The organism is Vreelandella sp. 2A-K22 (assembly GCF_054065485.1).
This window is the reverse complement of the sequence record NZ_JBSUGC010000001.1, coordinates 181,575-205,401: the sequence shown is the minus strand read 5'-3', so window position 1 is coordinate 205,401 and position 23,827 is coordinate 181,575. Positions and strand designations below refer to the sequence as shown.

Genomic DNA, 23,827 nt, shown 5'->3' with positions numbered 1-23,827 from the left:
CTCCGTTAAACGCGTTCAATCAACGTAGCGATACCCTGACCCACCCCAACGCACATGGTGCACAGCGCATAGCGCTTGCCGCTGTTTTGCAGCTCATGGGCGGCGGTCAACAACAGGCGGGCTCCGGACATACCCAACGGGTGCCCCAGCGCAATCGCGCCACCGTTCGGGTTGACGCGAGGGTCGTCGTCTTTAAGACCGAGGTCGCGCATACACGCCAAGGCCTGGGCGGCGAACGCTTCGTTAAACTCAAACACATCGATCTCATCCATCGAAATACCCGTGCGCTTGAGCAGTTTCTGCACTGCCGGTACCGGGCCATAGCCCATAATGCGCGGCTCTACGCCTGCTGTGGCCATGCCGATGATTTTCGCCATCGGCTTAAGACCATGCTGTTTGACCGCCGCTTCGCTGGCCACCAGCATCGCCGCCGCACCGTCGTTGACGCCAGAAGCGTTGCCCGCGGTAACGCTGCCGCCTTCACGGAAAGGCGTGGGCAAACCTGCCAGTTTTTCCAACGTGGTTTCCCGCAGATGCTCATCCTGGTCAAAGATCAGCGGCTCCTGCTTGCGGCGCGGGATCTCGATGGCGGTGATCTCCTGGGCAAAGCGCCCGGCTTTTTGAGCGGCAGCGGCCTTCTGCTGGGAGCGCAGGGCAAAGGCATCCTGGTCTTCCCGGGAGATATTGAACTGCTCGGCGACGTTCTCTGCGGTCTCCGGCATGGAATCAATGCCGTAGGCTTTCTTCATCAGTGGGTTGATCAAGCGCCAGCCAATGGTGGTGTCTTCGAGTTTTTGATTGCGGGCGAAAGCGCTATCGGCCTTGCCCATCACGTAGGGCGCGCGAGACATGGACTCCACGCCGCCGGCCAGCGCCAGCTCCATCTCACCCGCTTTAATGGCGCGAAACGCCGTGCCCACCGCGTCCATACCCGAGCCGCAGAGGCGATTCATGGTCGTGCCGGGCACTGAGGTAGGAATACCCGCCAGGAGCGACGACATCCGCGCTACGTTGCGGTTATCTTCGCCGGCCTGGTTGGCGCAGCCCATAAAGACTTCTTCAATGGCAGCAGGGTCGAGATCCGGCGCTTCTGCCAGTACGGCTTTAAAAATCGTTGCAGCAAAATCATCCGGGCGCACGCTGGCCAGGGTTCCACCAAAGCGTCCCACGGCGGTGCGGCGGGGATGACATAGAAAGACGTCTTGCATAACAACATCGCTCATAAATAGCTCCTTTATGCGTCCGCGTGGGCCCGCTCAGTGCGCGCTTTGAGCTCACGTAAAATCGTCAGCTCGTTTTCGCTGGGCTCTGGTGTGCTCTCAAGCTGTTCGGCAAAGCGAATCTCCCAGCCGGTCGCCTCAATCACGTCTTCGCGGCTGACACCTGGATGCAGTGACACCACTACCAGCTCTTTGCTTTCCGGGTCGGGCTTCATCACGCACAGGTCGGTGATTACCCGGGTGGGGCCTTTGCCGATATTAGGTACGTTATCGCGCCCTTTGCCGTCGCGGCCAAAGCCTAGTGTGGTGACGAAATCGACATCTTTCACAAAGGCACGCTTGGAGTGTTTCAGGGTGATAAACACTTCACCGGCGTTGGTGGCAATTTCCGGCGCACCGCCGCCGCCTGGCAGGCGAACCTTGGGCGCTTTGTAATCGCCGATCAGCGTGGTGTTAAGGTTAGCAAAGCGGTCGATTTGCGCGGTGCCTAAAAAGCCCACGTCGACTTTGCCGCCCTGCAGCCAGTAGCGAAACATCTCCGGCACCGCTACGGTGGTCAGCGCTGATTCGCACAGCTCACCGTCACCGATGGAGAGCGGCAGAATATCGGGCTTGGTTTGCAGCGTGCCGGACTCATAAATCAGCACCACATCAGGGGCGTGGGTCAGCCGTGCCAGGTTGGCGGCTTCCGAGGGCAGTCCGATACCCACAAAGCAGGTCATGCCATTTTCCAGCGCCCGTGCGGCGGTCACCGACATCATTTCAGAAGAGGTATATTCGAGACTCATTAGCTGTTCTCCTCTGCATGATTTTTAACAGCGTTAAAGACGTTGTCGTCGAGCCACTGGGTAAAGGTGTCGCGATCGCGAGCGATGGCATCCCACTCTTTATAGAAGCGGTTGCTGCGGCCGTAATAGCCGTGGGTATAGGAGGGCAGTGCGCCTTTCTCGGCCACCGCAATGGCGCTGATGGCCCAGCTGGGAATCACGCAGGCGTTAGGATGGGCGTTGAGGTCATCGACGATCTCCTCTACCGTGACGATACTGTGCTTGGCCGCTAGTACCGCCTCTTTCTGCACACCCACGATACCCTCTACCAGCACATTACCCTGACGATCCGCCCGCTGGGCGTGGATAATCGAGACATCCGGGCGCACCGACGGCACGGCGGCTAGGCGTTCGCCGGTAAACGGGCACTCGATGAATTTGATTTGATCGTTGACGCTGGGCAGCTCGCTGCCGATATAGCCGCGAAAAACCGCCAGCGGCAGCCCGGCGGCGCCCGCTTCAAAGGCGCAGGCCATGGCCGCGTGGCTATGCTCCAGAATCTCGATCTTACGCGGCCAGCCTTTCTCAACCGCATCGCGCAGGCGGTGCAGCGAGCCCACGCCGGGATTACCGCCCCAGGAGAAGATCACCTTTTTAGCGCAGCCCGCGCCAATCATCTGATCGTAGATGATATCCGGGGTCATGCGGATCAGCGTCAGGTCACGCTTCTTCTGGCGGATCACTTCGTGACCGGCGGCAAACGGAATCAGGTGGGTAAAACCTTCCATGGCCACGGTGGCGCCGTCTTGGACGTAGCGCGCTACCGCGTCATGCAAGCTGAGAAACTCGGCCATGATGGGTGCCTCTCTTAGCGAGTCGTTGGCGTATTTGTTAGTGAACTGCAGGAGGTTGTTCGTTAAGCGAACATAGATCCTCTATACGAACAATCTACTGCTGAACATTAATTGGGTCAAACCCAACGGCGCCTGCCTAACGACCTACCGAATCCATCACCCATTTCACAACCGCACTTAACACTTTGTTTTTAAATACGCTTATTGGGCTTCTAGCCATTTTCTGGCGCGCATGACCTGGGCTGCGCTGCTACCAAGGTATAAAGCAGGGTCGCAGGCATTACGCAGCGCATCGGGGTCTACGGTCCCTTTCACATCAGAATGTTCGGCAAGCACCTCTGAATAGGGGCGTGCTTCCCGGCGTGAGGTTTCTGCCGCTTCAGCGCTAACCGCTTTAGCTTTCTCCACGCCTAGCGTAGGCGCCAGCAAACGTGCGACTGGCTCGGCCATGATGCCGCCGCCGGTGGCTGCCAGGTTGCGCCACATGTTGTCGGGGTAGACTTCGAGTCCTTCCAGCAACACGGCCACTTGCTCCAACGCGCCTTCAACCAACAAAACGCCTTCCATGAGCGGTGCCCACTCTGCATGCCACTCGCCCAATCCACGTTCAAGGGGTTGGGCGGCAGCGTTGATCAACACGCTTGTGTGACCATGCACTTGTCGTGCTGCACCGCGAATCAGCGCGCTGCGTACAGGGTTACGCTTATGGGGCATGGATGACGACTCCCCCATCCCTGGTGCCGAAGGTTCCGCGACTTCGCCGACCTCGGTTTGAGTGAGCAGCGACACATCCAGGGCGATTTTTTCAGCGGCTCCGGCAACAGCATCTAACGCCGTGCCGAGGGCATGAATCGGGTAGCGGTCGGTATGCCAGGGCAGCACCGGCACCGACAAGCCTAAACGCTCGGCTAGCGCGTCCATCCACTCAAGCCCGAGGTTATCCCAACCCGAGTGCACGCCCACCGCACCGCCAAACTGCACGGGAAGCTCAACAGCGCATAAACGTCGGCGCGCTTGCTCCAGGCCAATTGCCCAGTGAGCCACCTTCACCCCAAAGGTGATCGGCAGCGCCTGCTGCATTAAGGTGCGCCCCACCATGGGCGTGTCGATATGAGTATCCATCAGCGCCGTCGCGGCCGAGCGGCAGCGCAATAGCAGATCGTCTAGTGCGGCTAAGCGTGGCTTGAGCAGCAGCATCAGCGCAGAGTCGACCACGTCCTGGCTGGTCGCGCCTTGATGCCAGTAGCGCTTGATCTCATCGGCAAGCAGCGCACGGCTCTGTTTAACGAAGGGAATCGCCACATTGCCGCCGCTGGCGATACCCTCGGAGATCTCAGCAACATTAACGTTGGCGCTCTCAAGCTGCCCACGCATTTGCTGGCTAACGCCACCAGGCACGGCGCCGCTGGCTTCCTGAACCTCGGCCAGAGCCAACTCAAAGGCCAGCATGGCACGCACCATGGCGTCATCTTCACACTCAGCAACGGCTCGCTGGCTCATGAAAGGGTGTTTTAAAAATGCAGAGGGCATGGCGATAGGCTTCCTATTAACGCTGTCCTGAGCCTAAAAATAGCTCAAAAAGCATGGCTCAAGACAAAATTGTACATATGTTCGCTATTCGAACTGTACGTTAACTAGGTAGGCGTGAACTCACAAGCGTCGCCCTGCTTCGGAAGGCAAGCTTGCGGATCAACATGTGCTGACTCGTGACTACAATTGAGGCGTTGCTTATTCAGGACGCACGTAACGCAGCACCATATCGGTAACATGATCTTCTAATTTTTGCTGATTCTCTGGCGCGGCTTGGTGCCAATCAAAAATCCGCGAAAAGGTGTGCTGGTTTGAGACATTGAAAAACGACAGCGCGCTAATCAGCCAGTGCAGTTCCCGAGGATCCAAGCCTTCACGAAAACAACCCTCTTCTACACCGCGGATATAGACGTTGGTGAGTACATCAATCACCCCGGCATTGAGTGATTGAATCAACTCTGACTGCGCTAAAAAGCGGCCATGATGAATATTTTCGATCATTACCAGGCGAATAAAGTCAGGGTTTTTGGCGTGGTGGCAGAAGGTAAAACGCACCAGTCGGCTAAGCGCCTCGAGCGGGGCCAGGTGGTCAAGATCCAGCTCGGCCTCCTGCAGGCGCACTTTCTGGTAGGCGGCTTCCAAGGTGTGTAGGTAGAGCGTCTCTTTATCATTAAAGTAGTAGTAAATCATGCGCTTAGAGGCGCGTGTTTTCTCGGCGATCTCATCGATCCGGGCCCCAGAGAGGCCTTTTTCTGAGAATTCGCGGGTAGCCACCGCAAGAATATCGGCGCGCACGGATTCGGGATCATTTTTACGCCGTCGCCGCGCGGCAGGGGGGTTGGCCTTGGTCGAAGGGGCTGTCATAGAGCGTGCCTTTTATTGTCGTGGTCGTCTTTTGTCTAGTATGCCATAGCTTGACTGAACGTACCATTTCGTACATTGTTGCTCAGGAAAGGATGGAAGAGCCAAGCACGCCAAGACCGAAGGCTTCTCCAGACCCCATGACAACGGCCCAATAAGAGGACAACAACAATGTCTCTACACCCACTGTTTGCACTAAAACAAACGTCCATGAAGCGCACGCTAGCAGCCGCCATCGCCGCTGCCACGCTAGTGACTGCCGCAAACGCCTCTGCCCAGACGCTACGCTTCGCCCACGTTGACCCAGATGACTGGACTACTTCGAAAAAAGGCGCAGCTGGTCAGGTGTTTAAAAACCTGGTGGAAGCCGAAACTGATCTCACCGTGGAGCTCTACCCCGCTGGCTCACTAGGCGGTGAAACCGAGCTGATTGAAGGCGCCCAGGATGGCACCATCAGCATTGCGATGGTCTCCGGCGCCTACGCTAATTTCTGCCCGGCGGTCGCCGTAACGGATATCCCTTACACCTTCCCGTCAGCGCCAGTGGCGTGGCAAGTAATGGACGGCGAGTTTGGTACAGCACTAGCCGAACACTGCTTGCAACAGACTGGCCTACGCACACTGGCTTACGGCGAAACGGGCTTCCGCCACTTCACCAACTCCGTGCGCCCGATCAACTCGCCTGAGGATATGCAGGGCCTGAAGTTCCGCGTGCAGACTATTCCGCTCTACTTGGAAATGGTCAGTGCTTTAGGTGGAGAGCCTCAGGGCATCGCCTGGGGGGAGGTGCCAACGGCCCTTGCCACCGGCGTAGTCGATGGCCAGGAGAACCCCATCTCAGTGATCTACGGCAATAACTTCTATGAGTTTCAGGATTATTTGACCCTGGATCGTCACGTTTACGGCGTGGATCACCTGCTGATCAACGATGAGATATTTCAGTCGCTTAGCGAAGAGGAGCAAGCCGCGGTGAAGCGCGCCGCTGTGGTCGCCGGCACTACCGGCCGTGCCATTCAGCAGTTCAATTCGGCAGAGGGGATCACCAAACTGGAAGCAGAGGGTATGGAGATCACCCAGCCCACTGCTGAGCAGATGGAAGCCTTCCGCGAAGCCGCCCAGCCACCGGTTCAGGCGTACCTGACCGAAGAACTTGGCGATAACGCAGAGTGGATCGAGCGCCTTTCTTCCGCTGTGGAAGAGGCTTCCGCACGCTTCTAATCCCCGCCGAACCAAAGCGCTTGCGAGTGGGCCTTCGGAGGTTCACTCGCAACCCTGCGTGCCTGACTATCGATCGAAGGTGCTCTTATGTCTCCTCTTCTCGCCCGGTTACACCGCGGTCTGATCCTGTTCAATGGCAGCTTGGCAGGGCTTGCCATGGTGCTGATTTTTCTGCTGGTCGCAGGCAATGCCTTTGCGCGATACACCTTTGGCGGCTCCATTACCTGGGGAGAAGATACCGCCATCTACCTGATGATTTACGGGCTGATGTTTGGCATGTCCTGGGCGTACCTACAGGACAAGCACATCGGGTTTGACCTTATTCGTCGCTTGCTGCCGCCGCGCTGGGTGCGCTGGCAAGCCGTGGCTGTCGACCTAATAGTGCTAGTAGTGGGCATTGGCTTGATGGTGTCAGCCGGTGAGTTTATCGCCTCCCGCGGAGGCCGCACCTCGTCGAGCACAGGAATGCCAATGTGGCTGTTTCAAGCCTCCATGCTCATCGGTGGCGCGCTGCTCTGTCTCTCTGCACTGGTAATGGGCGCGCTGCGTCTGTGTGATCAGCGTGGTGAGGAGGCTTCATCATGATTTTTATACTACTTTTAGCCCTCGTACTGCTCGGGGTGCCGTTTGCCTTTGCCATCCTCGGCTCATTGACGGTGTTAATGAGTACCGGCGATTTGCCCTACCACATCCGTATCGTCTCGCAGCAGTTTTTCGGCGGTATGGAGTCCTTCCCACTGCTGGCGATCCCGCTGTTTATTCTGGCCGGCGAGCTGATGAACGAAGCGGGTATCACCCATCGAATTATTAACCTGGCCACCGCCATTGTCGGCCGCCTAAAGGCGGGGCTGGCACACGTCAATATCTGGGCCTCGGTGATTTTTGCGGGTCTTTCCGGTTCGGCGATTGCCGACACCTCCGCGTTAGGGCGGGTGTTTATACCGTCAATGGAAAAAGAGGGCTACCCCCGGGATTTTGCCGCTGCGCTCACAGCTGCCTCTTCGGTCATTGGCCCGATTATTCCACCCAGTATTCCGGTGATTATCTATGCACTGACAGTGTCGGGTGTGTCGGTACCGGGACTGTTCTTGGCTGGTATCGTGCCGGGCTTTTTGCTGGCATTGGGGCTCTCCATCTACGTCTACTTTTTTGCTGGTGACCTTGGCGCCACCCAGTCAAAACAGCAGTCGCGCCGCCACGCCCTTCTCCACGGCCTGCTGCCCGCGCTGATGCCGGTGTTTGTGGTCGGTGCCATTCTTGCCGGTATCGTCACGCCCACCGAGGCGGCGGCCTTTGCCGTGGTCTACGCGCTGATTCTGGGCGTGGTGCTCTACCGCAATATCAAACTGGTGAATCTGCCTGGCATCTTCGCCCGGGCCATGCGCGACAGCGCCGTGATCATGGTCATCATGGGGGCCGTTGCCGCAGCCAACTGGGTATTAACCTTCGAGCGCGTGCCCAACATGCTCACCGAGTGGGCGCTGATGAGCATCGACACCCAGTGGACCTTCCTGATTGCCGTCATTCTCCTGCTACTGGTGGTGGGGCTGTTTTTGGAGGGCATCGCGGCCATTTTGGTACTGGTACCCATCCTTCACCCCATCGCCATGGCGCTGGGTATCGACCCGCTGCACTTCGGCATCGTGGTGATCTTCAACCTGATGATGGGGCTGATCACACCGCCCATGGGGCTCTGCCTGTTTGTTGCCGACTCCGTCTCCGGCGTGGGAATGGGGCCGATTATCCGCCGCATTCTGCCGATGCTGGGCGTGCAGTTTTTGATTCTGTTGCTGATTACCTTCGTACCAGCGCTGGTCACTTTCCTGCCGCGCCTGGCGGGTTACTGATATTACTCAATGTAAGGAGCGTGATGCCATGTACTCATCCATTGCCACGGTTTGCCTAAGCGGATCACTGGAAGAGAAGGTAGACGCCATTGCTCAAGCCGGCTTTGAGGGGCTTGAGCTGTTTGAAAATGACCTCACGGCGTTCACCGGCACGCCGCGGGAAGCGGGTGAGTTGATTCGCTCCCGCGGCCTTAAGCTGGTGACGCTTCAGCCGTTCCGCGATTTTGAGGGTCTCCAGGGCCGCGCACGGGAGCGGGCCTTTGACCGCGCCGAGCACAAGTTTGACCTGATGGAGGAGCTCGGCACGGATCTGCTTATGGCATGCAGCACCGTTCATCCCGACTCACTACCGGGACTAAGCCGCGCCGCCGATGACTACTATGAGCTCGGCGAGCGTGCCGCGCGGCGTAACCTGCGAGTGGCCTATGAAGCACTGGCCTGGGGCCGCCATATTCACGACTACCGCGACAGCTGGGAAGTGGTGCGCCGCGCAGCCCACCCCAATGTCGGCCTGGTACTGGATACCTTCCATATTTTCTCCCGCCAGACGGAGCTGGGCACCATCGGTCGCATTCCGGGGGATCGCATCTTTCTGGTTCAGACCGCCGATGCGCCGCGTCTCTCCATGGATCACCTGTCGTGGAGCCGCCACTACCGCTGCTTCCCCGGCCAGGGTGAGCTGCAGATGGATAAATTCATGGCCATGTTGGATGAGACCCGTTACGACGGCCCGCTCTCCCACGAGATCTTTAACGATGTCTTTCGCATGGGGCACAGCGACCAAACTGCCCGGGACGGCCTGCGTTCCTATCACTTGCTACGCAGCATGCAGGGCGACAGTGGCATTCCCGCACCACAGCCGATCGAGTCGGTCGCCTTTCTGGAAATCGCCGTTGAGCCTGCGGATTTAGCACCGCTGCGCGAGCTGCTCAGTGCGTTGGGTATGGCCTGCGTGGGGCGCCACCACACGCTTAACGCCGAGCGCTGGGCTGCGGGCGAGGTTAATCTGGTGCTCAACACTGACGCGAGTTTCACCGGCCGTGTGCCGGGGCGCGACGCTACCGCCATCACTGCCATTGGCCTACGCGTAGGCAACGCCTATGAAGCGTTCAAGCGGGCGGACAAGCTTGGCTACGATATTGTCGAGCCCGAAGAGGTGGGTGCCAGCCACCGCATGAGTGCACTGCGCAATGTGGATGGCAGCCTTTCCTACATTATTGATGACTCGCAGCTAAGCCGCACCTGGGATCGCGAGTTCCCTGTCGATGTGCAGCCGGTTCCTCAGGGGGCGCTGGTGGATATCGATCATATCAGCGTGGCGCTCTCCTACCACGACTACCTCTCGCTGATGCTGCAGTACCGCGCTATTTTCCAGCTGGCGCCAACGCCCTCCTTCGATGTCACCGATCCCCGCGGGCTGATCCAGAGCCAGGTGCTGCAGAACCACAACGGCCGCTTTCGTCTGGCGCTTAACGCCAGTGCCTCGCCGGATACCGCCAGCAACCGTTTTGTGCGCCAATACGGCGGCTCGGGGATTCACCATGTCGCCCTGCGCACCAGCGCCATGCGCGACACCAGCGCTGCGCTGCAGCAGGCGGGCACGCCGGTACTGCCAATCCCCGGGAATTACTACCGCGACCTGGCCGCGCGCTTCGACCTGCCAGCGCAAACCCTGCAATGGATGCAAGCGCACCACATCCTCTTTGATCAGGACAGCGACGGTGACTTCCATCAGCTGTATACCCAACCCGGCCGCCAGGCGTTCTTCTGTGAGCTGGTGCAGCGTGAAGGGTACCAAGGGCTGGGTGCGCCGAATGCTTTTGTGCGCGTCACCGCGCAGCAGCGCTTGGAAGCGGAAATTGATGGTATTGCCCAAGAAACGCCAAACCACGACTCGGGAGAGAGCCAAACATGATCAAACTTGGACTGGTAGGCGAAGGCATTGCTAAATCGCAATCTCCCGATTTGCACGAGCGCCTGGGTGCGTCGTTGGGCGAGCCGGTACGCTACGATTTAGTCGATAGCCGGGGAGCGACGGATTTTGATTTTTCCAGCGCGATACGAAGGCTGCGTGACGAGGGGTACCGGGGCACCAACGTTACGTTCCCCTTCAAGGAAAAAGCCGCACAGCTCGCCGATATCCGCGGTGAAGGCGTACGGCGGGTAGGCACCGCCAACACTCTACTGTTTGACGCTGAGGGGCTGCGCGCTGAAAACACCGATTACACCGGTTTTATCAGCGCCTACCGCCACTCATTCGGTAGCCAGCCCGCGGGTGAGGTACTGCTGATTGGCGCCGGTGGCGTTGGGCGTGCGGTAGCGTGCGCGCTGGGAGAACTTGCCGTTAGCCACATCAATATTCTTGAACATGACACTGCCCGGGCAGAGAGCCTCAGCCGTGATCTTAACGCGATGGGTATTAAGGCGACGTGCATCACGCCAGAGCAGGCTCAGCAGGAACTGCCTCATTGGCGGGGCGTGGTTAACTGCTCACCTATTGGCCATATCAATCACCCCGGCTGCCCCATCGATACCGCCGGGCTGGGTGCCCAGCATTGGGTCTTCGATGCGGTTTACATCCCCGCCCACACCGAGCTGTTAAACGCCGCCCATCAGGCGGGCGCCAAAACACTGTCGGGTGTTGATCTATTTGTGTTCCAGGGCGTGGATGCGTTTCGCTTCTTCACCGCCGATTGCATCGCCTCTGAACAGATCGACCCGCATGTAATACCGCTGCGTACGCATTATATCGAGCAGTTAGTCGCACCACAGCGCTCTAACTCATAAGCAAGGGCCTCGCCAATGCCACCACCTGCTCCTGTAATGATGGCAACCGTACCCTTTAACTCTGTATTGAACGCGTTATCCGTGGTGTCCATATCAAATTCTCCCAAGTTGAAACAAAACGACACAACTATATTTAGATTTACGGTGTGTGGTACTTTACATACTAGATGCAGTCACCACCCACTGTGCGGAATACCTATGGCTCCCAAACCTCTTAAGATCCAGCGCCCCCAGTCCCTGGCAACACTTGTTATGGAGCGGATTCGTGATGCTATTGTGTCTGGTGAGTTCACCTTGGGTGAGAAAATCTCAGAAGAGTCGCTCGCCGAAACGTTTGGTGTCAGCCGCTCGCCGGTACGCGATGCGCTAAACGCACTGCAATTTACAGGCTTGGTTGAAATCCGTCCCAAGCGAGGTAGTTTTGTCTTCAATCCTACGATCGTCGACATAGGTCAGCTGTGCGAATACCGTGAAATGCTAGAGCGTGAAGCCTGCACCCTCGCCATGCGAGGCGGAGGTGAGACATTGATTCAAACTCTTCAAGGGCTGTTCGATGAAATGGCCAGCGCTCATAAAAGCGGTGACACCCGGCGCTATGCCGCACTGGATACCGCCTTTCACAAAGCATTCTTCCAACACTGTTCCAACGCATTGGTACAGGACGCCTATATGCTGGTCGAAGCACGACTAGCGACAATCCGAACCGTACTGACAGCGGCCAGGGAAGAGCGCCGCGAGGCCAGCTATACTGAACATGGCGACATCATCGATGCTCTAAAACAACAGGACATGGCTAGGTTTGAGAGAGTGCTGAAAACGCATGTTCACCGCACTCAACTCGTTGCCGTCGAACGCTTATCCGAAACGGATCATGATGCCTCTGCACCGGCTCGATCCACCGTCAGGCTTTAACGCGAAGGATATCGCGGACGGACGGATTAGCGAGATAAGTCGGCTCACGTCCCTGCAATACGTCGACGATGTTCTGCGCAGTCTTTGAGCGAATCTCGAACTCGCTACCTTCTGAATACCAAGCGCAATGCGGGCTAGTAATAACATTGGGCAGCGATAATAGCGGGTGATCAGCGCCAATAGGTTCGGCTTCAAACACATCGAGCCCTGCGCCTGCAATTTGGCCACCTTTCAGTGCACGTACCAGCGCATCCTCGTCAACCACTGGGCCGCGGGCGGTGTTAAGCATTAGCGCCGTGGGCTTCATCGCCGCAAACTGTTCATCCGAAATCATGTGCCGGGTTTCATCGGTCAGCGGAACATGTACTGACAAGATATCGGATTCAGCGATTAACTTGTCGTAAGTCACCAGCTCAACACCTGCGGCCTTCGCAACAGCTACATCGGCGTATGGGTCATGCGCAATAATACGCAAACCAAAATTCGACATCTTGTGTGCCATACGCTGAGCAATTTGACCGAAGCTAAGAAAGCCCAATGTTTGCCCACGTAACCGCGATAGTGGCTTGGCAACGGTGTAGTCCCATGTACCTGCTCTTAAGGCTCGATCATAGGTGCCAATGCCTCGTTTCAGCGCCATCATGAGTGCAATCGCATGATCCGATACCTCTTCCAATGAGCCGTCTGGCACATTGGCAACATAGATGCCAGATTCGGTGGCACGCGACACATCAATAGTGTTCAGCCCAATACCGTAACGAGAGATAACCTGACAACGCTCTAGTTTATCGATTACCCCTGCTGTCAGTTGGCAATACTGATTAATAATGGCATCCGCATCGGCGCAGGCAGCGATGGCCTCGGCTTCTGTCTTGCACTGAGCTTCGATTAACTGAAAACCAGCCGCTTCAATGACCGCTCGCTCAGGCGCTAAATCGGGAAATTCAAAATCGGTAACGACAATCTTGGGGTTCATGAACGCGCTCCATACTGGTCATCAAAGGCATTAAAGAAGTCCTGGTTTACGATGTCGGTGAACTGGCTGTAGTTATGCTGATCACCGACATTCGCTGGAGTACCGTCCTCGCGCAGGCGAACCAACGCGTTCTCCATGGCCTTGCTCGCGGTAAACAGTAGGGTGACGGCATAAAAAACGACCGAGAACCCCATTTCCTGCAGTGCCGCCTGGTTCAGCTTGACCGTTTCGTTGCCATCCACGATCGACACGACCTTAGGCCCTTCGACAGATTTAGCGACGGCCTCAATTTCGGCGATGGTTTTAATGCCATCGACAAACACCAGGTCGACACCAGCATCCTGATACATTTTCGCCCGGCGAATCGCTTCCTCGGGCCCTGCGGCAGGCATCGCATCAGTGCGACCAATGATCAGCATATCTTGGCTACCACGTGCGGCGATGGCGCCTTTTAAACGTCGTACATTGGCATCGGCATCGATCAAGCGTACACCCGCTCGCTGGCCACAGCGTTTAGGCGCCTCTTGATCCTCCAAATGGATCGCGGCGACCCCGGCTTGCAGGTATTCCTGCACGGTGCGGTAAATGTTGCTTGGCCCGCCATAGCCGGTATCGGCATCGGCGATGATGGGGATATTGACAGCGCGCACCATATTACGGGCGTGCTCGGTCATCTCAGTCTGGGATAAAAGCCCAATATCGGGCATCCCCAAACGACTGGCAGTGGCACCAAAGCCCGTCATATAGATAGCGGGGAAGCCTGCTCGCTCGACCAAGCGCGCCGATAGAGAGTCGGGGGCGCCAGGAGCAGCGATAATATCGCCCCTGGCAATCATTGATTTAAGCAATGATGCCTGAGTGATCGGTGTTCTTTCCGTCATTGGGATACCTTTTTTCGTAAAGATTTTCTGTGTAAGCATGCCAGTGTTAGCGTCGCCCTCCGGCAATGCGCAGCACCTCGCCGGTGGCATAAGGGGCGTCCAGTAGCAGCCATTCAGCGGCAGCGGCAAATGCGATACTGAATTGCTGTATCACCCCCGTCATGAATAGCGCGCAGACCACCACAACCAGTCCATTGACCAATGCCAGCATCGCTCGTCGTAACGACGGTGGTGCGCCAGCTCGAAACCGATATGCATATTGCGATGCATTGCGGCAATAGCTCCTCCAAATCCGAAAACAGGTGCCGTAAGCACACCGCCATCTTGTTTATGTAGAGTGTTACATACAACATACAACAACCGAGGCAGATACCGTCAAGGAAAAGTTTTACTAAAGCGCTGAAAAAAATTAGGCGAGCGATATAAAAGCTGACTACTTACGCTTATTCGCCTCGACAGGGAATATGGAGGCTCGCTATTGGCGAGGAAATAGCGTTTTGCTGCACGTAAAGCTCAATATATTTCTGCTAAAACTATCAGTGTTCACAAACAGGACATGAAAAATTAATCAATAAAAACAGTTGCTTGTATTTATTTAATACTTTTGGCTAAGACAAAGAGTTCCATTAAAGCTTGACGCGCCTCGCCTTTTGAACTGAAGTGTTGCGTGTTACATACAACAAGATATCCATAACAATGTGAGAGCATGTGATGACTCATTTAAAGAAAAGCCGCCTATGCAAAGTACTCAGTTTTGCCTCGTTGATGGTTCTTGTATCATCACCACTGCAAGCCGACAGTTGGCCGGATAAACCCATCAATCTTATTGTTCCTTGGGGAGCTGGCGGTGGTACGGATGCGACGGCACGCATGATTGCCGTATTGCTAAAAGAAAATCTTGGCGTACCTGTTCCCGTCATTAACCGCACAGGTGGCTCTGGCGTTGTGGGCCACTCAGCTATTGCCAATGCTGAAGCAGATGGCTATACCATCGGGGTCGCCACGTTAGAAATCGGCGGCATGCATTATCAAGGCCTGACAGAACTCAGTTATAAAGATTTTTCACCTATTGGGCTTTATAACGCTGACCCTGCTGCCATTTTTGTATCATCTAGAAGTAACTATGAAAATATCGAAGACTTATTAAGCGATATCCGCTCATCCAGCCATCGTGAACTGAAAGCCAGTGGATCGGCGCAAGGGGGCGTAAATCATATTGCAACTGCCGGGATGCTTCTGGCTTCGGATATACCTGCCGATAAGGTTGCCTGGGTTCCGTCTGAGGGAGCTGCGCCTGGTCTCCAAGACCTTGCAGCAGGAGGAATTGACTTTGCCGCCGCTTCAATGCCTGAGGCACGTGCACTGATGGACGCTGGGCTCATTAAACCGCTCGTGTTACTTAATACAGACAGATCCCCGGCATCACCAGAACTGCCTACGTTTGAAGAAGCCACTGGTCAGGATTGGTCTTTTGGTTCTTGGCGCGGTTTGGTGGCACCAGCCGGGGTTGATGAGGCGATCATTGAAACACTACAAGAGAGTATGAGCGCTGTGGTGAGCGATCCTACTTATTTAGAGTTTATGGAAAATCGGGGCTATGAAACCTTATGGCTGGAAGGTGATGACTTCGTAGAATTTATGGAAACCTCTGACCAAAACATAGGCCAAACATTAGAATCTTTGGGCATTGTAAAATAATACGGAAGGGTACATTAAATTTAATGTACCCTTTTTAATTTTGGATAATAAAAGTATGAAATTCAATGATGTAATACTGGGAGCAGTATTTATTATTGCTGGCCTGTTAATTATTTCTCATGCTAACACGTTTCCTGAGATGCCTGGCCAAATGGTAGGTCCCTCTACTTTCCCGACTTTAATTGGTAGCGGCTTTCTTCTTGGAGGTATTTTAATAGCTATCCAATATTTCAAATCAAGGAAAAAAACACCTTTCATAGCAGTAAATGAAGGATGGTTAAAAAAAGCACGAATACTAAGTTTCTCAGTCGTAATTGTGGGCGGCATGTTATTCGCTCTTTGGATTGAAACAGTTGGCTTTGTATTAGGGGGAATTTTACTGGTCACCGCATTACTATGGTTAGAAGGGCACCGTAAGCCATTCATGCTTGGGATTGCTGCGACCTTTGTGATGCTGGTTTATTATTTGCTATCGCATCAGCTACGTGTCCCGCTTCCATCAGGATCTTTTATTTAGGGAATATTCAAAATGATTGATAATATTGCGAGCGCCCTTCCCTTAGTATTTAATTACACGACACTAAGCATTATTTTTGCTAGTGCGTTATTTGGCCTGTTTGTTGGTGCTATCCCTGGCCTTTCAGCCACAATGGCGACCGCGATATTGGTGCCCATTACTTTTTTTATGGATCCAGTGCCTGCCATCGCCGCTATCGTGACAACAGCTGCTATGGCGATTTTTGCTTCTGACATTCCTACCGCCTTACTGAGAATTCCTGGCACAGCTGCATCGGCTGCGTATGTTAATGATATGAATGGCCTCGCAGTTAAAGGTAAAGTAGGTCATGCTCTTGGTATATCGGTTTTTTGTGCTGCTTTTGGTGGTATCTTTGGTTCATTGGTTCTAATGTTTACTGCACCGAAGCTTGCCTTAGTATCATTAAACTTCACCTCCACAGAGTACTTTTGGCTGGCACTACTCGGGTTGACGGCGGCGGTGATGTTAGGTAGTGGTTCAATACTTAAAAGCTTGCTTTCACTGGGCATAGGGCTTTTTATTGCAACCATTGGCCTCGACTCAACCGCTGGACACCCTCGCTTTGTCTTTGGAATAGATGCGATACTTTCAGGAGTTGCCTTTATTCCTGCATTAATTGGCATGTTTGCTATTCCCGAAATTATTCGCACAATCGTTTATAAAGACTCAAGCGAAGAAGCACCTGTACATGTCAGTGTTCGCTCTCTATTCTCAGGGCTAGGCAAGACCTTATATAAGTATAAGATTAATATGGTGCGTGGCTCTGCGATAGGCAACGCAGTAGGAATTTTGCCTGGTGCTGGTTCAGATATTGGAAGCTGGATTGCATACGCTGTCTCCAAAAAAATGTCTCGGTATCCCGAAAAATACGGCTCAGGCCATGATGAAGGATTAGTCGACGCTTGCTCTGCTAACAATTCTTCACTTTCTGGTGCTTATGTTCCCGCGATGGTATTTGGCATTCCTGGAGATTCAATTACAGCGATTGTCATCGGCGTTCTCTATGCCAAGGGACTAAACCCTGGGCCCTTGGTTTTTATTACTAAAGGTGTAGAAGTAACTGCTATCTTTATCACTTTCTTAGTTGCCAACTTATTAATAATCCCTCTTGGATTGGTTGCCATATTAATTTCACGCCATCTTTTACAGGTAAAAAAATCAATTTTAATTCCTTTCATTTTAATCTTTGCCATAGCTGGCTCTTATGCTATCGACAACACATACACGGGCATTGTGATTATGCTGTTATTGGGACTGCTAGCCTACTTTATGGAAGAGAATGGTTTGCCTGTAGCTCCTGCTATTTTGGGAATCGTTATGGGGCCAATGCTTGAAAGCAATTTAATTACATCTCTCATAAAAAGTGACGGCAATTTTCTTGAGTTTTTCTCACGCCCGATAGCTGCAACGCTTGGTATTATTACACTTTTCATATGGTTTATGCCTTTATTACTAGGCCTTCTCCGAAAGTACCAAAACACTCAACGCAGTGGGTACTTATAATGAGTCAAAAACTCCATATTGGAGCCGTTCAATCATTGACTGACATAGTTACTGAGAGGCTTCAGTTAGCTATTATAAATGGTGATTTTGCCCTTGGTGAAAAGATCTCTGAAGAAGCGCTTTCTCTCAAGTTAGGTGTAAGCAGAACCCCCATTAGAGACGCTCTAGCAAGACTTCAAACAGTTGGTCTTGTTATCGTAAAACCTAAGCGTGGCAGCTTTGTGTTTAAGCCAAACAATTCAGATGTAGTAGACATTTGTGATTTCCGTTTTATGGTAGAGCTACAAGCGGCAAAACGTAGCTTTTATAAAAAACCAATAAAACTAGTAAAATCGCTAGTACATATTGCTCAAAAAATGCACGTTGCAATGGAGAGTAACAACGCTTTCGAATATTCAAAGCTAGACAACTCATATCACCAAACTTTTTTTGAATACTGTGACAATAAATACTTGAGCAATGCATTCAACTTAGTTAATAGTCGCATTGCTGCTTTACGAGTCTCTATCACTTCTCCTCAAAGTGAACTAAGAGCAATAAGCTTTAGAGAACATATAACAATGATTAGCCACTTGAAAGAAAACAAAATATCTGCATTTGAAGAAACACTCCATGAACACATAATGCGCACGCAAAATGTTTATCTAAAAGCGCTGGCTATCCAAAACAGCAATAAAAACCAAAGTTTAAGGGGTTAATTCTTCAGGAAAACAAGTAGAGAGACTGTACCCAAGAACTTTTTACGCGGAAATATTCTAGAAATGCAGTGTTGATTCTGCTGCTGATTACTTTCGTACCAGCGCTGGTCACTTTTCTGCCGCGCCTGGCGGGTTACTGATGTTACTCAATGTAAGGAGCGTGATGCCATGTACTCATCCATTGCCACGGTTTGCCTAAGCGGCTCGCTGGAAGAGAAGGTGGACGCCAGCGCCTCGCCGGATACCGCCAGCAACCGCTTTGTGCGCCAATACGGCGGCTCGGGGATTCATCATGTCGCCCTGCACACCAACGCCATGCGCGACATCAGCGCAGCGCTGCAGCAGGCGGGCACGCCGGTACTGCCGATTCCCGGGAATTACTACCGCGACCTGGCCGCGCGCTTCGACCTATCGGCGCAAACCCTGCAATGGATGCAAGCGCACCACATCCTCTTTGATCAGGACAGCGACGGTGACTTCCATCAGTTGTATACCCAGCCCGGCCGACAAGCGTTCTTCTTCGAGCTGGTGCAGCGTGAAGGTTACCAAGGGCTGGACGCGCCGAATGCTTTTGTGCGCGTCACCGAGCAGCAGCGCTTGGAAGCTGAAATTAACGGCAGCGCTCAAGATGCTGCTGTTTGACCCTGACCCTCTGCGGGCTGAAAACACCGATTGCATCGCCTCTGAACAGATCGATCCGCATGTGACACCGCTGCGTACGCATTATATCGAGCAACTTGTCACGCCTTCTGTTCACTCCATGCCATGAAGCACAAGAGAAATAGCGTACAATTATTCGTTATTCGAACTTAACCATTTGCCTTCATGCGCTAAGGGGCCGCCATGCTCGCTATACTTGGGATTACCACGCCCATATTCCTACTAATTGGCTTAGGCTATATAGCGAGATGGAGCGGCATTATCCAGCGCGAGCAGATGCAGGGGGTGGGCGTCTTTGTGCTCTACTGCGCACTGCCCGCGCTCGTGATTCGAGCGTTAACCCAGCAGCCTCTGGGAGATATTTTCAAGCTCAACTATCTGGTTGCTTACGGCCTGGGCTCTATCGCTGTTTTCGGGTCGGGGTTACTGCTCTGCTTAAAACTACAGCGCCAACCACTTAGCGCCAGTGCTATGCAGGCACTCGGTATGGCAGCGGCTAATAGCGGCTTTGTCGGCTATCCCGTGGCAGTCATGGTGATCGGTTCACCTGCGGCAGTGCTGTTGGCGCTCAATATGATCATTGAAACGCTGATTATTATTCCTATGGCGCTGATTCTGGCCGAAATGGGCAGCCATCAAGGTTCCAGCGTATGGAAAACGGTCAAACACACAGCGCTTAGCCTAATCAAAAATCCGGTGCTGATTGGGTTACTGGTCGGCATTAGTCTCGCGGTATCCCACGTACAGATACCTGGCCCGCTGTTTAAAGCCATTGATATGCTAGCCGACGCAGCTGGCCCTGCGGCGCTTTTCGTCATTGGCGGGGCGCTGTTTGGCCTGCAGGTGAAAGGAATGGCCAGGGACGTTGGCCAAATAGTGGCCGGCAAACTCCTCTTTCACCCGCTGGCTATATTCATCGCCTTTTATCTTGTCCCAGGTATCGACCCACTTTATATGGCCGGTGCGCTGCTGTTTGCTGCCGCACCGTTGATCAGCATTTACCCCCTACTCGGCCAGCGCTATGGCTTAGCCGGGGTGAGCGCGGCGGCTCTGCTGGTGGCGACTATCGCCTCCTTCTTTACGCTTAGCCTAATAATTTGGTTGATGACGATGTCGGGACTGATGACGTTTTAACGTTTGGGTTTATACAAAAACAAAGATTGATGACCGCCAAGGATAACAAAAATGCATCCACACTCTGATCAAAGCAGAACATCTCAGCATCACTGCGCCGTGGTGACCGGCGGGGCTAGAAACATCGGCCAAGCCATTGCACTGCGTCTCCAGCAAGAGGGTTACCAGGTTATCGTGGTGGATATTGTTGAGCCGGAAGCAGCGTCTTTGCAAGCTGATGCCGTCCTGGTCGACCTTGCCGATGCCGATGCCTCTCGCCGGGTGATGGCGAAAATAGCCGAGCGCCATACGGTGACCCGGTTGATCAATAACGTAGGCATTGTCGCCCCCGCGCTGCTTGAAGAGACGCGGCTTGAAGACTTCGACACATTAATGCACCTGAACGTCCGCTCGGCGCTGATATGCACACAGGCACTGCTGCCTTCCATGAAAGCAGCCGGTATGGGGCGCATCGTCATCAATGCCAGCCGCGTGGTGCTCGGCAAAGAGGCGCGCACCATTTACAGCGCCACGAAAGGAGCGCTGCAGTCTATGGCGAGAACCTGGGCGTTGGAGCTGGCGGAACACGGCATTACGGTTAACTGCGTTGCCCCAGGGCCCATCGCTACCAGTGCCTTTTGGGAGAATAATCCTCCCGATTCTGAGCGCGCCCGTCGCATCATCGATAATATTCCGTTAAAGCGTATGGGCCAGCCCGAAGACGTAGCCCAGGCCGTCAGCTTCTTTTGCGACGACCGCAGCGGCTTTATGACCGGCCAAACGCTGTTTGTTTGCGGCGGTGTTACGGTCGGATAGGCCAACCAAGGGCTGCGCGCTCAGCGCAGGAATGCTCCCCCTTATGCGCCGCCCAGCTCGGCAAGTGCCTGGGCCAGCGAGTTGGCTTGGCGACGCTCATACAGCGCAATTTCATCCGTCACGGCGGTGCCCAGGGCCTGCTCAAACGTCTGCTGGCTGGAGTGGCTGCTGTACTCATCGCGCGTCCCATCGCCCAGGTTAGACTGGAAGATGCCCGCCGCACTCACCGGTAGAAAATCTTCGTAGATCATGGGCGTTGCTACCAGTGCACCCGTTGCTAAAAGCCGTTCGATGTTATCGCTAGTGGCGTCCTCTGCCGTGGTAGCCCCCGGCACTGCACGGTAATGGAAAAATGCCAGCTCTTGGCGGCGCAGCGCGTCTTGATCATCAGGAAACTCAGCAAACGCTTGGGCTAAATGAGCTTGATGGTCAGCATTAGAAACGGCTGGATCGCCCTGGCGTGAAGCAGCCAGCAACTGGTCGTAAAGCATTCGCCCTTTACGGGTCAAGGCAACCCCGCGCTGCTCGATTTCACCAAAGCGCGCCGTATGCTGGCCTTCTGCCTCATCCGCAAAGTAGATGGACTCCTCCAGTGCTTTAAAACTGGTTTGCCGCAATAGAATTGGGCAGTGGCGCCTAGGCGGCCCTTCAATAATCGCCTTCGGGGTAATACCTTTTGTCGGCATGCGCTGCTGCACCGCGTCTATGTCCAGGGTACGCGGGGTCAAGTGGTTGATATGCGGCCCGCGGAAGCAGACCACATCCGCGATCAAGCGATGCTCTTGGTGTAGCGCTTGATAGGTCGCTAAATCGACGGTGGCATCACGGTGCCAGCGGAAGGTTTCCAGCGCCTCAACCACAAAGGTTTCGGCCTCGGCTTCGTTAAGCCCACCCTGAGCTTCAAAGCGTTCGATCAGGGCGACGGCCTGCGGGGTGACGATCTCTCGCGACGCTATAATCGCCGCCGCCCGATCGCGCAGCTCGGCATCTGCAATGAGCTCAAGCCGGAGTAACGACGTGAACAAACGGAAAGGGTTTAACTTCAGCGCTTCATCGTTAATGGGACGAAACGCCGTTGCATGAACAGGCACGCCAGCGACTGAAAGGTCATAGTAACCCACCGGAAACATGCCCATAACGGCAAACATGCGGCGCAACAGCGCCAATTCTTCGGGGCTGCCCACCCGGATAGCGCCGTGTCGCTCAACGTGCAACCGCTCCATCTCACCGTTTGCAGTGAGCGTGTCCGCTAGCCTGACATCGCGCTCAATGACCTCTCGATTAACGTCCGCCACCAGCGAGAGCAGCGTGCCGTACTGGGGTACCTCTTGCTGATACATATCGGACATCGCTTGGGAAAAGCGGTCACGGATACGATCGGCACTATAAAAGTGGTCACTCATTGACTTGTTCTCTTGTCACATTCAAATGTTTGTAAAGCCTTAGCGGTTTAGGAGGTCTTAGACGTTATAGGGCGCTTCCTGCGCGCCTCCCAAAAGCGATAAAACGCCAAGCCAATCGAGCCCACTGTCAGGGCAATAAAGAACCAAGTAATCGGGCCACGTACAAAAATTGATAGGTCATTGGAGCCGATTAAAAGAGAGCGGCGCAGGTTATCTTCAAACATCGGACCCAGGATAAAACCGATCAGAAAAGGAGCTGCGGGTATCGCCGCCCGATTGAAGATATATCCCAGTACACCGAAGGCCAACATCAACCCAACATCGAAGGTATCGTTATTGACCGCATAGGCGCCGTATACGCAAAACATCAGGACGATGGGAAACAGAATCGGCTTTGGAATATCAGCAATTAATGAGAAGTACTTAATTGCCACATTACCCACCACCAGCAAAATAACGGAGCTGAGCATGATGCCCATAAACAGCGCATAAATCAGCGATAGGTTCTCTTGGAACATCAGCGGGCCAGGCGTCAAACCATGCACCATAAAGGCGCCGAGGATAATCGCGGTAATCACATCACCAGGAATACCTAACGAGAGCAGAGGGATCATGGTAGCGCCCGCGACGCCATTATTGCCCGCCTCCGCGGCCGCAACGCCCTCGACTTCACCTTTGCCGAAGTTAGCCTTATTAGGCGAGCGCCTGCGCGCATCGCTGTAAGAAATAAACGCCGCCGCGGTGGCGCCAGTACCCGGTATCGCGCCGATGATGACCCCAATTAAACTGCCCCGTACGATGCTCGACATGCAGCGCTTCAGTTCGGAAAACGCCAAGCCAGCACCACTGGCCTTAGCCTTAATATGCGGCACCGCTTTTTTGCGATAAAACTCAATAATCTCCGGTATGGCGAACAGGCCAATCAACAAAGGAATAAAGGAGATGCTATCCATTAAGTTGTAGCTGCCAAAGGTCAACCGCTGAGAGCCAAAGACATCGTCAAGCCCTACCATGGAAAGCAGAATACCCAGCAAAGCCGCCATTAAGCCTTTAATCATCGAGCCACTGGCCAAGGAAATAATAATGGTCAGCGAGAAGCAGATCAGCCAGAAAAATTCCGGGGCGCCGAAATTAAGCGCGATCTTAGCCAGATAAGCGGCAAAGAAGATAAGCGCGATGTTGGAGATAAAATCGGCGATAACCGAAGAGTATAGCGCCGCCTTGAGGGCTTTCTTCGCATGCCCCTGCTGGGCCATGGGATAGCCGTCAAGCAGCGTACAGGCAGCAGCAGGAGAGCCTGGCGTGCGTATCAAGATCGCCGTAATCGAACCACCGTACATCCCCCCTTTGTAAATCCCCACCAGCAGCAAGATGGCGGCAATCGGCTGCATTGAGAAGGTGAAGGGCAGCGCTAATGCCACCGCCATTGTCGCGGTTAATCCTGGGATCGAACCCACCACCACACCGATGACAACCCCCACGGCGATCGCCAGGAAGTTCTCCAGGGTAAAGAATAGGTGTATGACTTCCGAAAAATTTTCCATA

The 23,827-nt window shown here is 54.2% G+C and carries 23 protein-coding genes; 13 read left to right on the top strand and 10 right to left on the bottom strand.

What is annotated here, in order from left to right:
- Positions 1–5 precede the first annotated feature (5 nt).
- The 5 genes from pcaF to ACW17M_RS00945 all read right to left on the bottom strand — a co-directional run bounded on the left by pcaF (position 6) and on the right by ACW17M_RS00945 (position 5,235).
- A complete protein-coding gene (pcaF, locus tag ACW17M_RS00965; RefSeq protein WP_161463645.1) occupies positions 6–1,208 on the bottom strand; it encodes a 3-oxoadipyl-CoA thiolase in 1,203 nt (400 codons plus the stop codon).
- A 26-nt stretch (positions 1,209–1,234) separates the two neighbouring features.
- Positions 1,235–2,008, bottom strand: coding sequence for a CoA-transferase subunit beta (locus ACW17M_RS00960; RefSeq protein WP_089691070.1), 774 nt, complete (start codon positions 2,006–2,008; stop codon positions 1,235–1,237).
- Positions 2,008–2,841: a CoA transferase subunit A gene (locus ACW17M_RS00955; protein ID WP_161463589.1), complete on the bottom strand. Its 834-nt coding sequence runs from the start codon at positions 2,839–2,841 to the stop codon at positions 2,008–2,010. Before ACW17M_RS00955 ends, ACW17M_RS00960 begins: the two co-directional genes overlap by 1 nt.
- A gap of 201 nt (positions 2,842–3,042) precedes the next feature.
- On the bottom strand, positions 3,043–4,371 hold the full coding sequence (locus ACW17M_RS00950; protein WP_457546748.1) for a class-II fumarase/aspartase family protein: 1,329 nt from the start codon (positions 4,369–4,371) through the stop codon (positions 3,043–3,045).
- A 198-nt stretch (positions 4,372–4,569) separates the two neighbouring features.
- Entirely contained in the window at positions 4,570–5,235 is a 666-nt protein-coding gene (locus tag ACW17M_RS00945) for a TetR/AcrR family transcriptional regulator (RefSeq protein ID WP_161463591.1), read from the bottom strand.
- A gap of 168 nt (positions 5,236–5,403) precedes the next feature.
- On the opposite strand from ACW17M_RS00945, the gene ACW17M_RS00940 reads away from it, so the two are divergent.
- From ACW17M_RS00940 to ACW17M_RS00915, 6 genes are all read left to right on the top strand, one after another.
- Positions 5,404–6,450, top strand: coding sequence for a DctP family TRAP transporter solute-binding subunit (locus ACW17M_RS00940; protein ID WP_457546747.1), 1,047 nt, complete (start codon positions 5,404–5,406; stop codon positions 6,448–6,450).
- A gap of 87 nt (positions 6,451–6,537) precedes the next feature.
- The gene (locus ACW17M_RS00935) at positions 6,538–7,035 is read left to right on the top strand and encodes a TRAP transporter small permease (RefSeq protein WP_457546746.1); all 498 of its coding nucleotides are present in this window, start codon (positions 6,538–6,540) and stop codon (positions 7,033–7,035) included.
- A complete protein-coding gene (locus tag ACW17M_RS00930; protein WP_009286280.1) occupies positions 7,032–8,297 on the top strand; it encodes a TRAP transporter large permease in 1,266 nt (421 codons plus the stop codon). Before ACW17M_RS00935 ends, ACW17M_RS00930 begins: the two co-directional genes overlap by 4 nt.
- Positions 8,298–8,325: 28 nt before the next feature.
- Complete coding sequence (locus tag ACW17M_RS00925; protein ID WP_457546745.1) at positions 8,326–10,212, top strand: bifunctional sugar phosphate isomerase/epimerase/4-hydroxyphenylpyruvate dioxygenase family protein; 1,887 nt, start codon at positions 8,326–8,328, stop codon at positions 10,210–10,212.
- A complete protein-coding gene (locus ACW17M_RS00920; protein ID WP_457546744.1) occupies positions 10,209–11,084 on the top strand; it encodes a shikimate dehydrogenase family protein in 876 nt (291 codons plus the stop codon). Before ACW17M_RS00925 ends, ACW17M_RS00920 begins: the two co-directional genes overlap by 4 nt.
- Positions 11,085–11,282: 198 nt before the next feature.
- Positions 11,283–11,996 (top strand): GntR family transcriptional regulator, encoded by a 714-nt coding sequence (locus ACW17M_RS00915; protein ID WP_159177793.1) that lies wholly within the window; start codon positions 11,283–11,285, stop codon positions 11,994–11,996.
- Here the strand turns inward: ACW17M_RS00915 and ACW17M_RS00910 are convergent.
- Genes ACW17M_RS00910 through ACW17M_RS00900 form a run of 3 tightly spaced genes read right to left on the bottom strand, consistent with a single transcriptional unit; the run spans position 11,986 to position 14,064 of the window.
- Positions 11,986–12,972, bottom strand: coding sequence for a C-terminal binding protein (locus ACW17M_RS00910; RefSeq protein WP_161463594.1), 987 nt, complete (start codon positions 12,970–12,972; stop codon positions 11,986–11,988). The two genes, ACW17M_RS00915 and ACW17M_RS00910, sit on opposite strands and share 11 nt — an antisense overlap.
- Positions 12,969–13,853, bottom strand: coding sequence for an isocitrate lyase/PEP mutase family protein (locus ACW17M_RS00905; protein ID WP_457546743.1), 885 nt, complete (start codon positions 13,851–13,853; stop codon positions 12,969–12,971). The genes ACW17M_RS00910 and ACW17M_RS00905 overlap by 4 nt, the downstream gene beginning before the upstream one ends.
- Positions 13,854–13,899: 46 nt before the next feature.
- On the bottom strand, positions 13,900–14,064 hold the full coding sequence (locus tag ACW17M_RS00900) for a hypothetical protein (RefSeq protein WP_457546742.1): 165 nt from the start codon (positions 14,062–14,064) through the stop codon (positions 13,900–13,902).
- A gap of 500 nt (positions 14,065–14,564) precedes the next feature.
- On the opposite strand from ACW17M_RS00900, the gene ACW17M_RS00895 reads away from it, so the two are divergent.
- From ACW17M_RS00895 to ACW17M_RS00865, 7 genes are all read left to right on the top strand, one after another.
- Positions 14,565–15,551, top strand: coding sequence for a Bug family tripartite tricarboxylate transporter substrate binding protein (locus ACW17M_RS00895; protein ID WP_230804246.1), 987 nt, complete (start codon positions 14,565–14,567; stop codon positions 15,549–15,551).
- A gap of 55 nt (positions 15,552–15,606) precedes the next feature.
- On the top strand, positions 15,607–16,068 hold the full coding sequence (locus ACW17M_RS00890; RefSeq protein ID WP_457546741.1) for a tripartite tricarboxylate transporter TctB family protein: 462 nt from the start codon (positions 15,607–15,609) through the stop codon (positions 16,066–16,068).
- Positions 16,069–16,080: 12 nt separating this feature from the next.
- Positions 16,081–17,592: a tripartite tricarboxylate transporter permease gene (locus ACW17M_RS00885; protein ID WP_457546740.1), complete on the top strand. Its 1,512-nt coding sequence runs from the start codon at positions 16,081–16,083 to the stop codon at positions 17,590–17,592.
- Positions 17,592–18,290, top strand: a complete 699-nt coding sequence (locus tag ACW17M_RS00880) for a GntR family transcriptional regulator (protein WP_457546739.1) — start codon at positions 17,592–17,594, stop codon at positions 18,288–18,290. Before ACW17M_RS00885 ends, ACW17M_RS00880 begins: the two co-directional genes overlap by 1 nt.
- Before the next feature lie 168 nt (positions 18,291–18,458).
- Complete coding sequence (locus ACW17M_RS00875) at positions 18,459–18,932, top strand: hypothetical protein (RefSeq protein ID WP_457546738.1); 474 nt, start codon at positions 18,459–18,461, stop codon at positions 18,930–18,932.
- A gap of 201 nt (positions 18,933–19,133) precedes the next feature.
- A complete protein-coding gene (locus tag ACW17M_RS00870) occupies positions 19,134–20,084 on the top strand; it encodes an AEC family transporter (protein WP_161463599.1) in 951 nt (316 codons plus the stop codon).
- Positions 20,085–20,135: 51 nt separating this feature from the next.
- Positions 20,136–20,879: an SDR family NAD(P)-dependent oxidoreductase gene (locus tag ACW17M_RS00865; RefSeq protein WP_051912793.1), complete on the top strand. Its 744-nt coding sequence runs from the start codon at positions 20,136–20,138 to the stop codon at positions 20,877–20,879.
- A 41-nt stretch (positions 20,880–20,920) separates the two neighbouring features.
- Here the strand turns inward: ACW17M_RS00865 and hglS are convergent, their stop codons facing one another.
- Both hglS and ACW17M_RS00855 read right to left on the bottom strand, forming a co-directional pair.
- Complete coding sequence (gene hglS, locus ACW17M_RS00860; RefSeq protein ID WP_457546737.1) at positions 20,921–22,282, bottom strand: 2-oxoadipate dioxygenase/decarboxylase HglS; 1,362 nt, start codon at positions 22,280–22,282, stop codon at positions 20,921–20,923.
- Between the two features lie 47 nt (positions 22,283–22,329).
- Positions 22,330–23,826, bottom strand: coding sequence for a tripartite tricarboxylate transporter permease (locus ACW17M_RS00855; RefSeq protein WP_457546736.1), 1,497 nt, complete (start codon positions 23,824–23,826; stop codon positions 22,330–22,332).
- Between the last annotated feature and the right edge of the window lies 1 nt (position 23,827).

Bases quoted from the DNA above. Each gene is read 5' to 3' on its own strand.
- pcaF (WP_161463645.1), bottom strand. From the start codon at position 1,208: ATGCAAGACGTCTTTCTATGTCATCCCCGCCGCACCGCCGTGGGACGC.
- ACW17M_RS00960 (WP_089691070.1), bottom strand. From the start codon at position 2,008: ATGAGTCTCGAATATACCTCTTCTGAAATGATGTCGGTGACCGCCGCA.
- ACW17M_RS00955 (WP_161463589.1), bottom strand. From the start codon at position 2,841: ATGGCCGAGTTTCTCAGCTTGCATGACGCGGTAGCGCGCTACGTCCAA.
- ACW17M_RS00950 (WP_457546748.1), bottom strand. From the start codon at position 4,371: ATGCCCTCTGCATTTTTAAAACACCCTTTCATGAGCCAGCGAGCCGTT.
- ACW17M_RS00945 (WP_161463591.1), bottom strand. From the start codon at position 5,235: ATGACAGCCCCTTCGACCAAGGCCAACCCCCCTGCCGCGCGGCGACGG.
- ACW17M_RS00940 (WP_457546747.1), top strand. From the start codon at position 5,404: ATGTCTCTACACCCACTGTTTGCACTAAAACAAACGTCCATGAAGCGC.
- ACW17M_RS00935 (WP_457546746.1), top strand. From the start codon at position 6,538: ATGTCTCCTCTTCTCGCCCGGTTACACCGCGGTCTGATCCTGTTCAAT.
- ACW17M_RS00930 (WP_009286280.1), top strand. From the start codon at position 7,032: ATGATTTTTATACTACTTTTAGCCCTCGTACTGCTCGGGGTGCCGTTT.
- ACW17M_RS00925 (WP_457546745.1), top strand. From the start codon at position 8,326: ATGTACTCATCCATTGCCACGGTTTGCCTAAGCGGATCACTGGAAGAG.
- ACW17M_RS00920 (WP_457546744.1), top strand. From the start codon at position 10,209: ATGATCAAACTTGGACTGGTAGGCGAAGGCATTGCTAAATCGCAATCT.
- ACW17M_RS00915 (WP_159177793.1), top strand. From the start codon at position 11,283: ATGGCTCCCAAACCTCTTAAGATCCAGCGCCCCCAGTCCCTGGCAACA.
- ACW17M_RS00910 (WP_161463594.1), bottom strand. From the start codon at position 12,972: ATGAACCCCAAGATTGTCGTTACCGATTTTGAATTTCCCGATTTAGCG.
- ACW17M_RS00905 (WP_457546743.1), bottom strand. From the start codon at position 13,853: ATGACGGAAAGAACACCGATCACTCAGGCATCATTGCTTAAATCAATG.
- ACW17M_RS00900 (WP_457546742.1), bottom strand. From the start codon at position 14,064: ATGCTGGCATTGGTCAATGGACTGGTTGTGGTGGTCTGCGCGCTATTC.
- ACW17M_RS00895 (WP_230804246.1), top strand. From the start codon at position 14,565: ATGACTCATTTAAAGAAAAGCCGCCTATGCAAAGTACTCAGTTTTGCC.
- ACW17M_RS00890 (WP_457546741.1), top strand. From the start codon at position 15,607: ATGAAATTCAATGATGTAATACTGGGAGCAGTATTTATTATTGCTGGC.
- ACW17M_RS00885 (WP_457546740.1), top strand. From the start codon at position 16,081: ATGATTGATAATATTGCGAGCGCCCTTCCCTTAGTATTTAATTACACG.
- ACW17M_RS00880 (WP_457546739.1), top strand. From the start codon at position 17,592: ATGAGTCAAAAACTCCATATTGGAGCCGTTCAATCATTGACTGACATA.
- ACW17M_RS00875 (WP_457546738.1), top strand. From the start codon at position 18,459: ATGTACTCATCCATTGCCACGGTTTGCCTAAGCGGCTCGCTGGAAGAG.
- ACW17M_RS00870 (WP_161463599.1), top strand. From the start codon at position 19,134: ATGCTCGCTATACTTGGGATTACCACGCCCATATTCCTACTAATTGGC.
- ACW17M_RS00865 (WP_051912793.1), top strand. From the start codon at position 20,136: ATGCATCCACACTCTGATCAAAGCAGAACATCTCAGCATCACTGCGCC.
- hglS (WP_457546737.1), bottom strand. From the start codon at position 22,282: ATGAGTGACCACTTTTATAGTGCCGATCGTATCCGTGACCGCTTTTCC.
- ACW17M_RS00855 (WP_457546736.1), bottom strand. From the start codon at position 23,826: ATGGAAAATTTTTCGGAAGTCATACACCTATTCTTTACCCTGGAGAAC.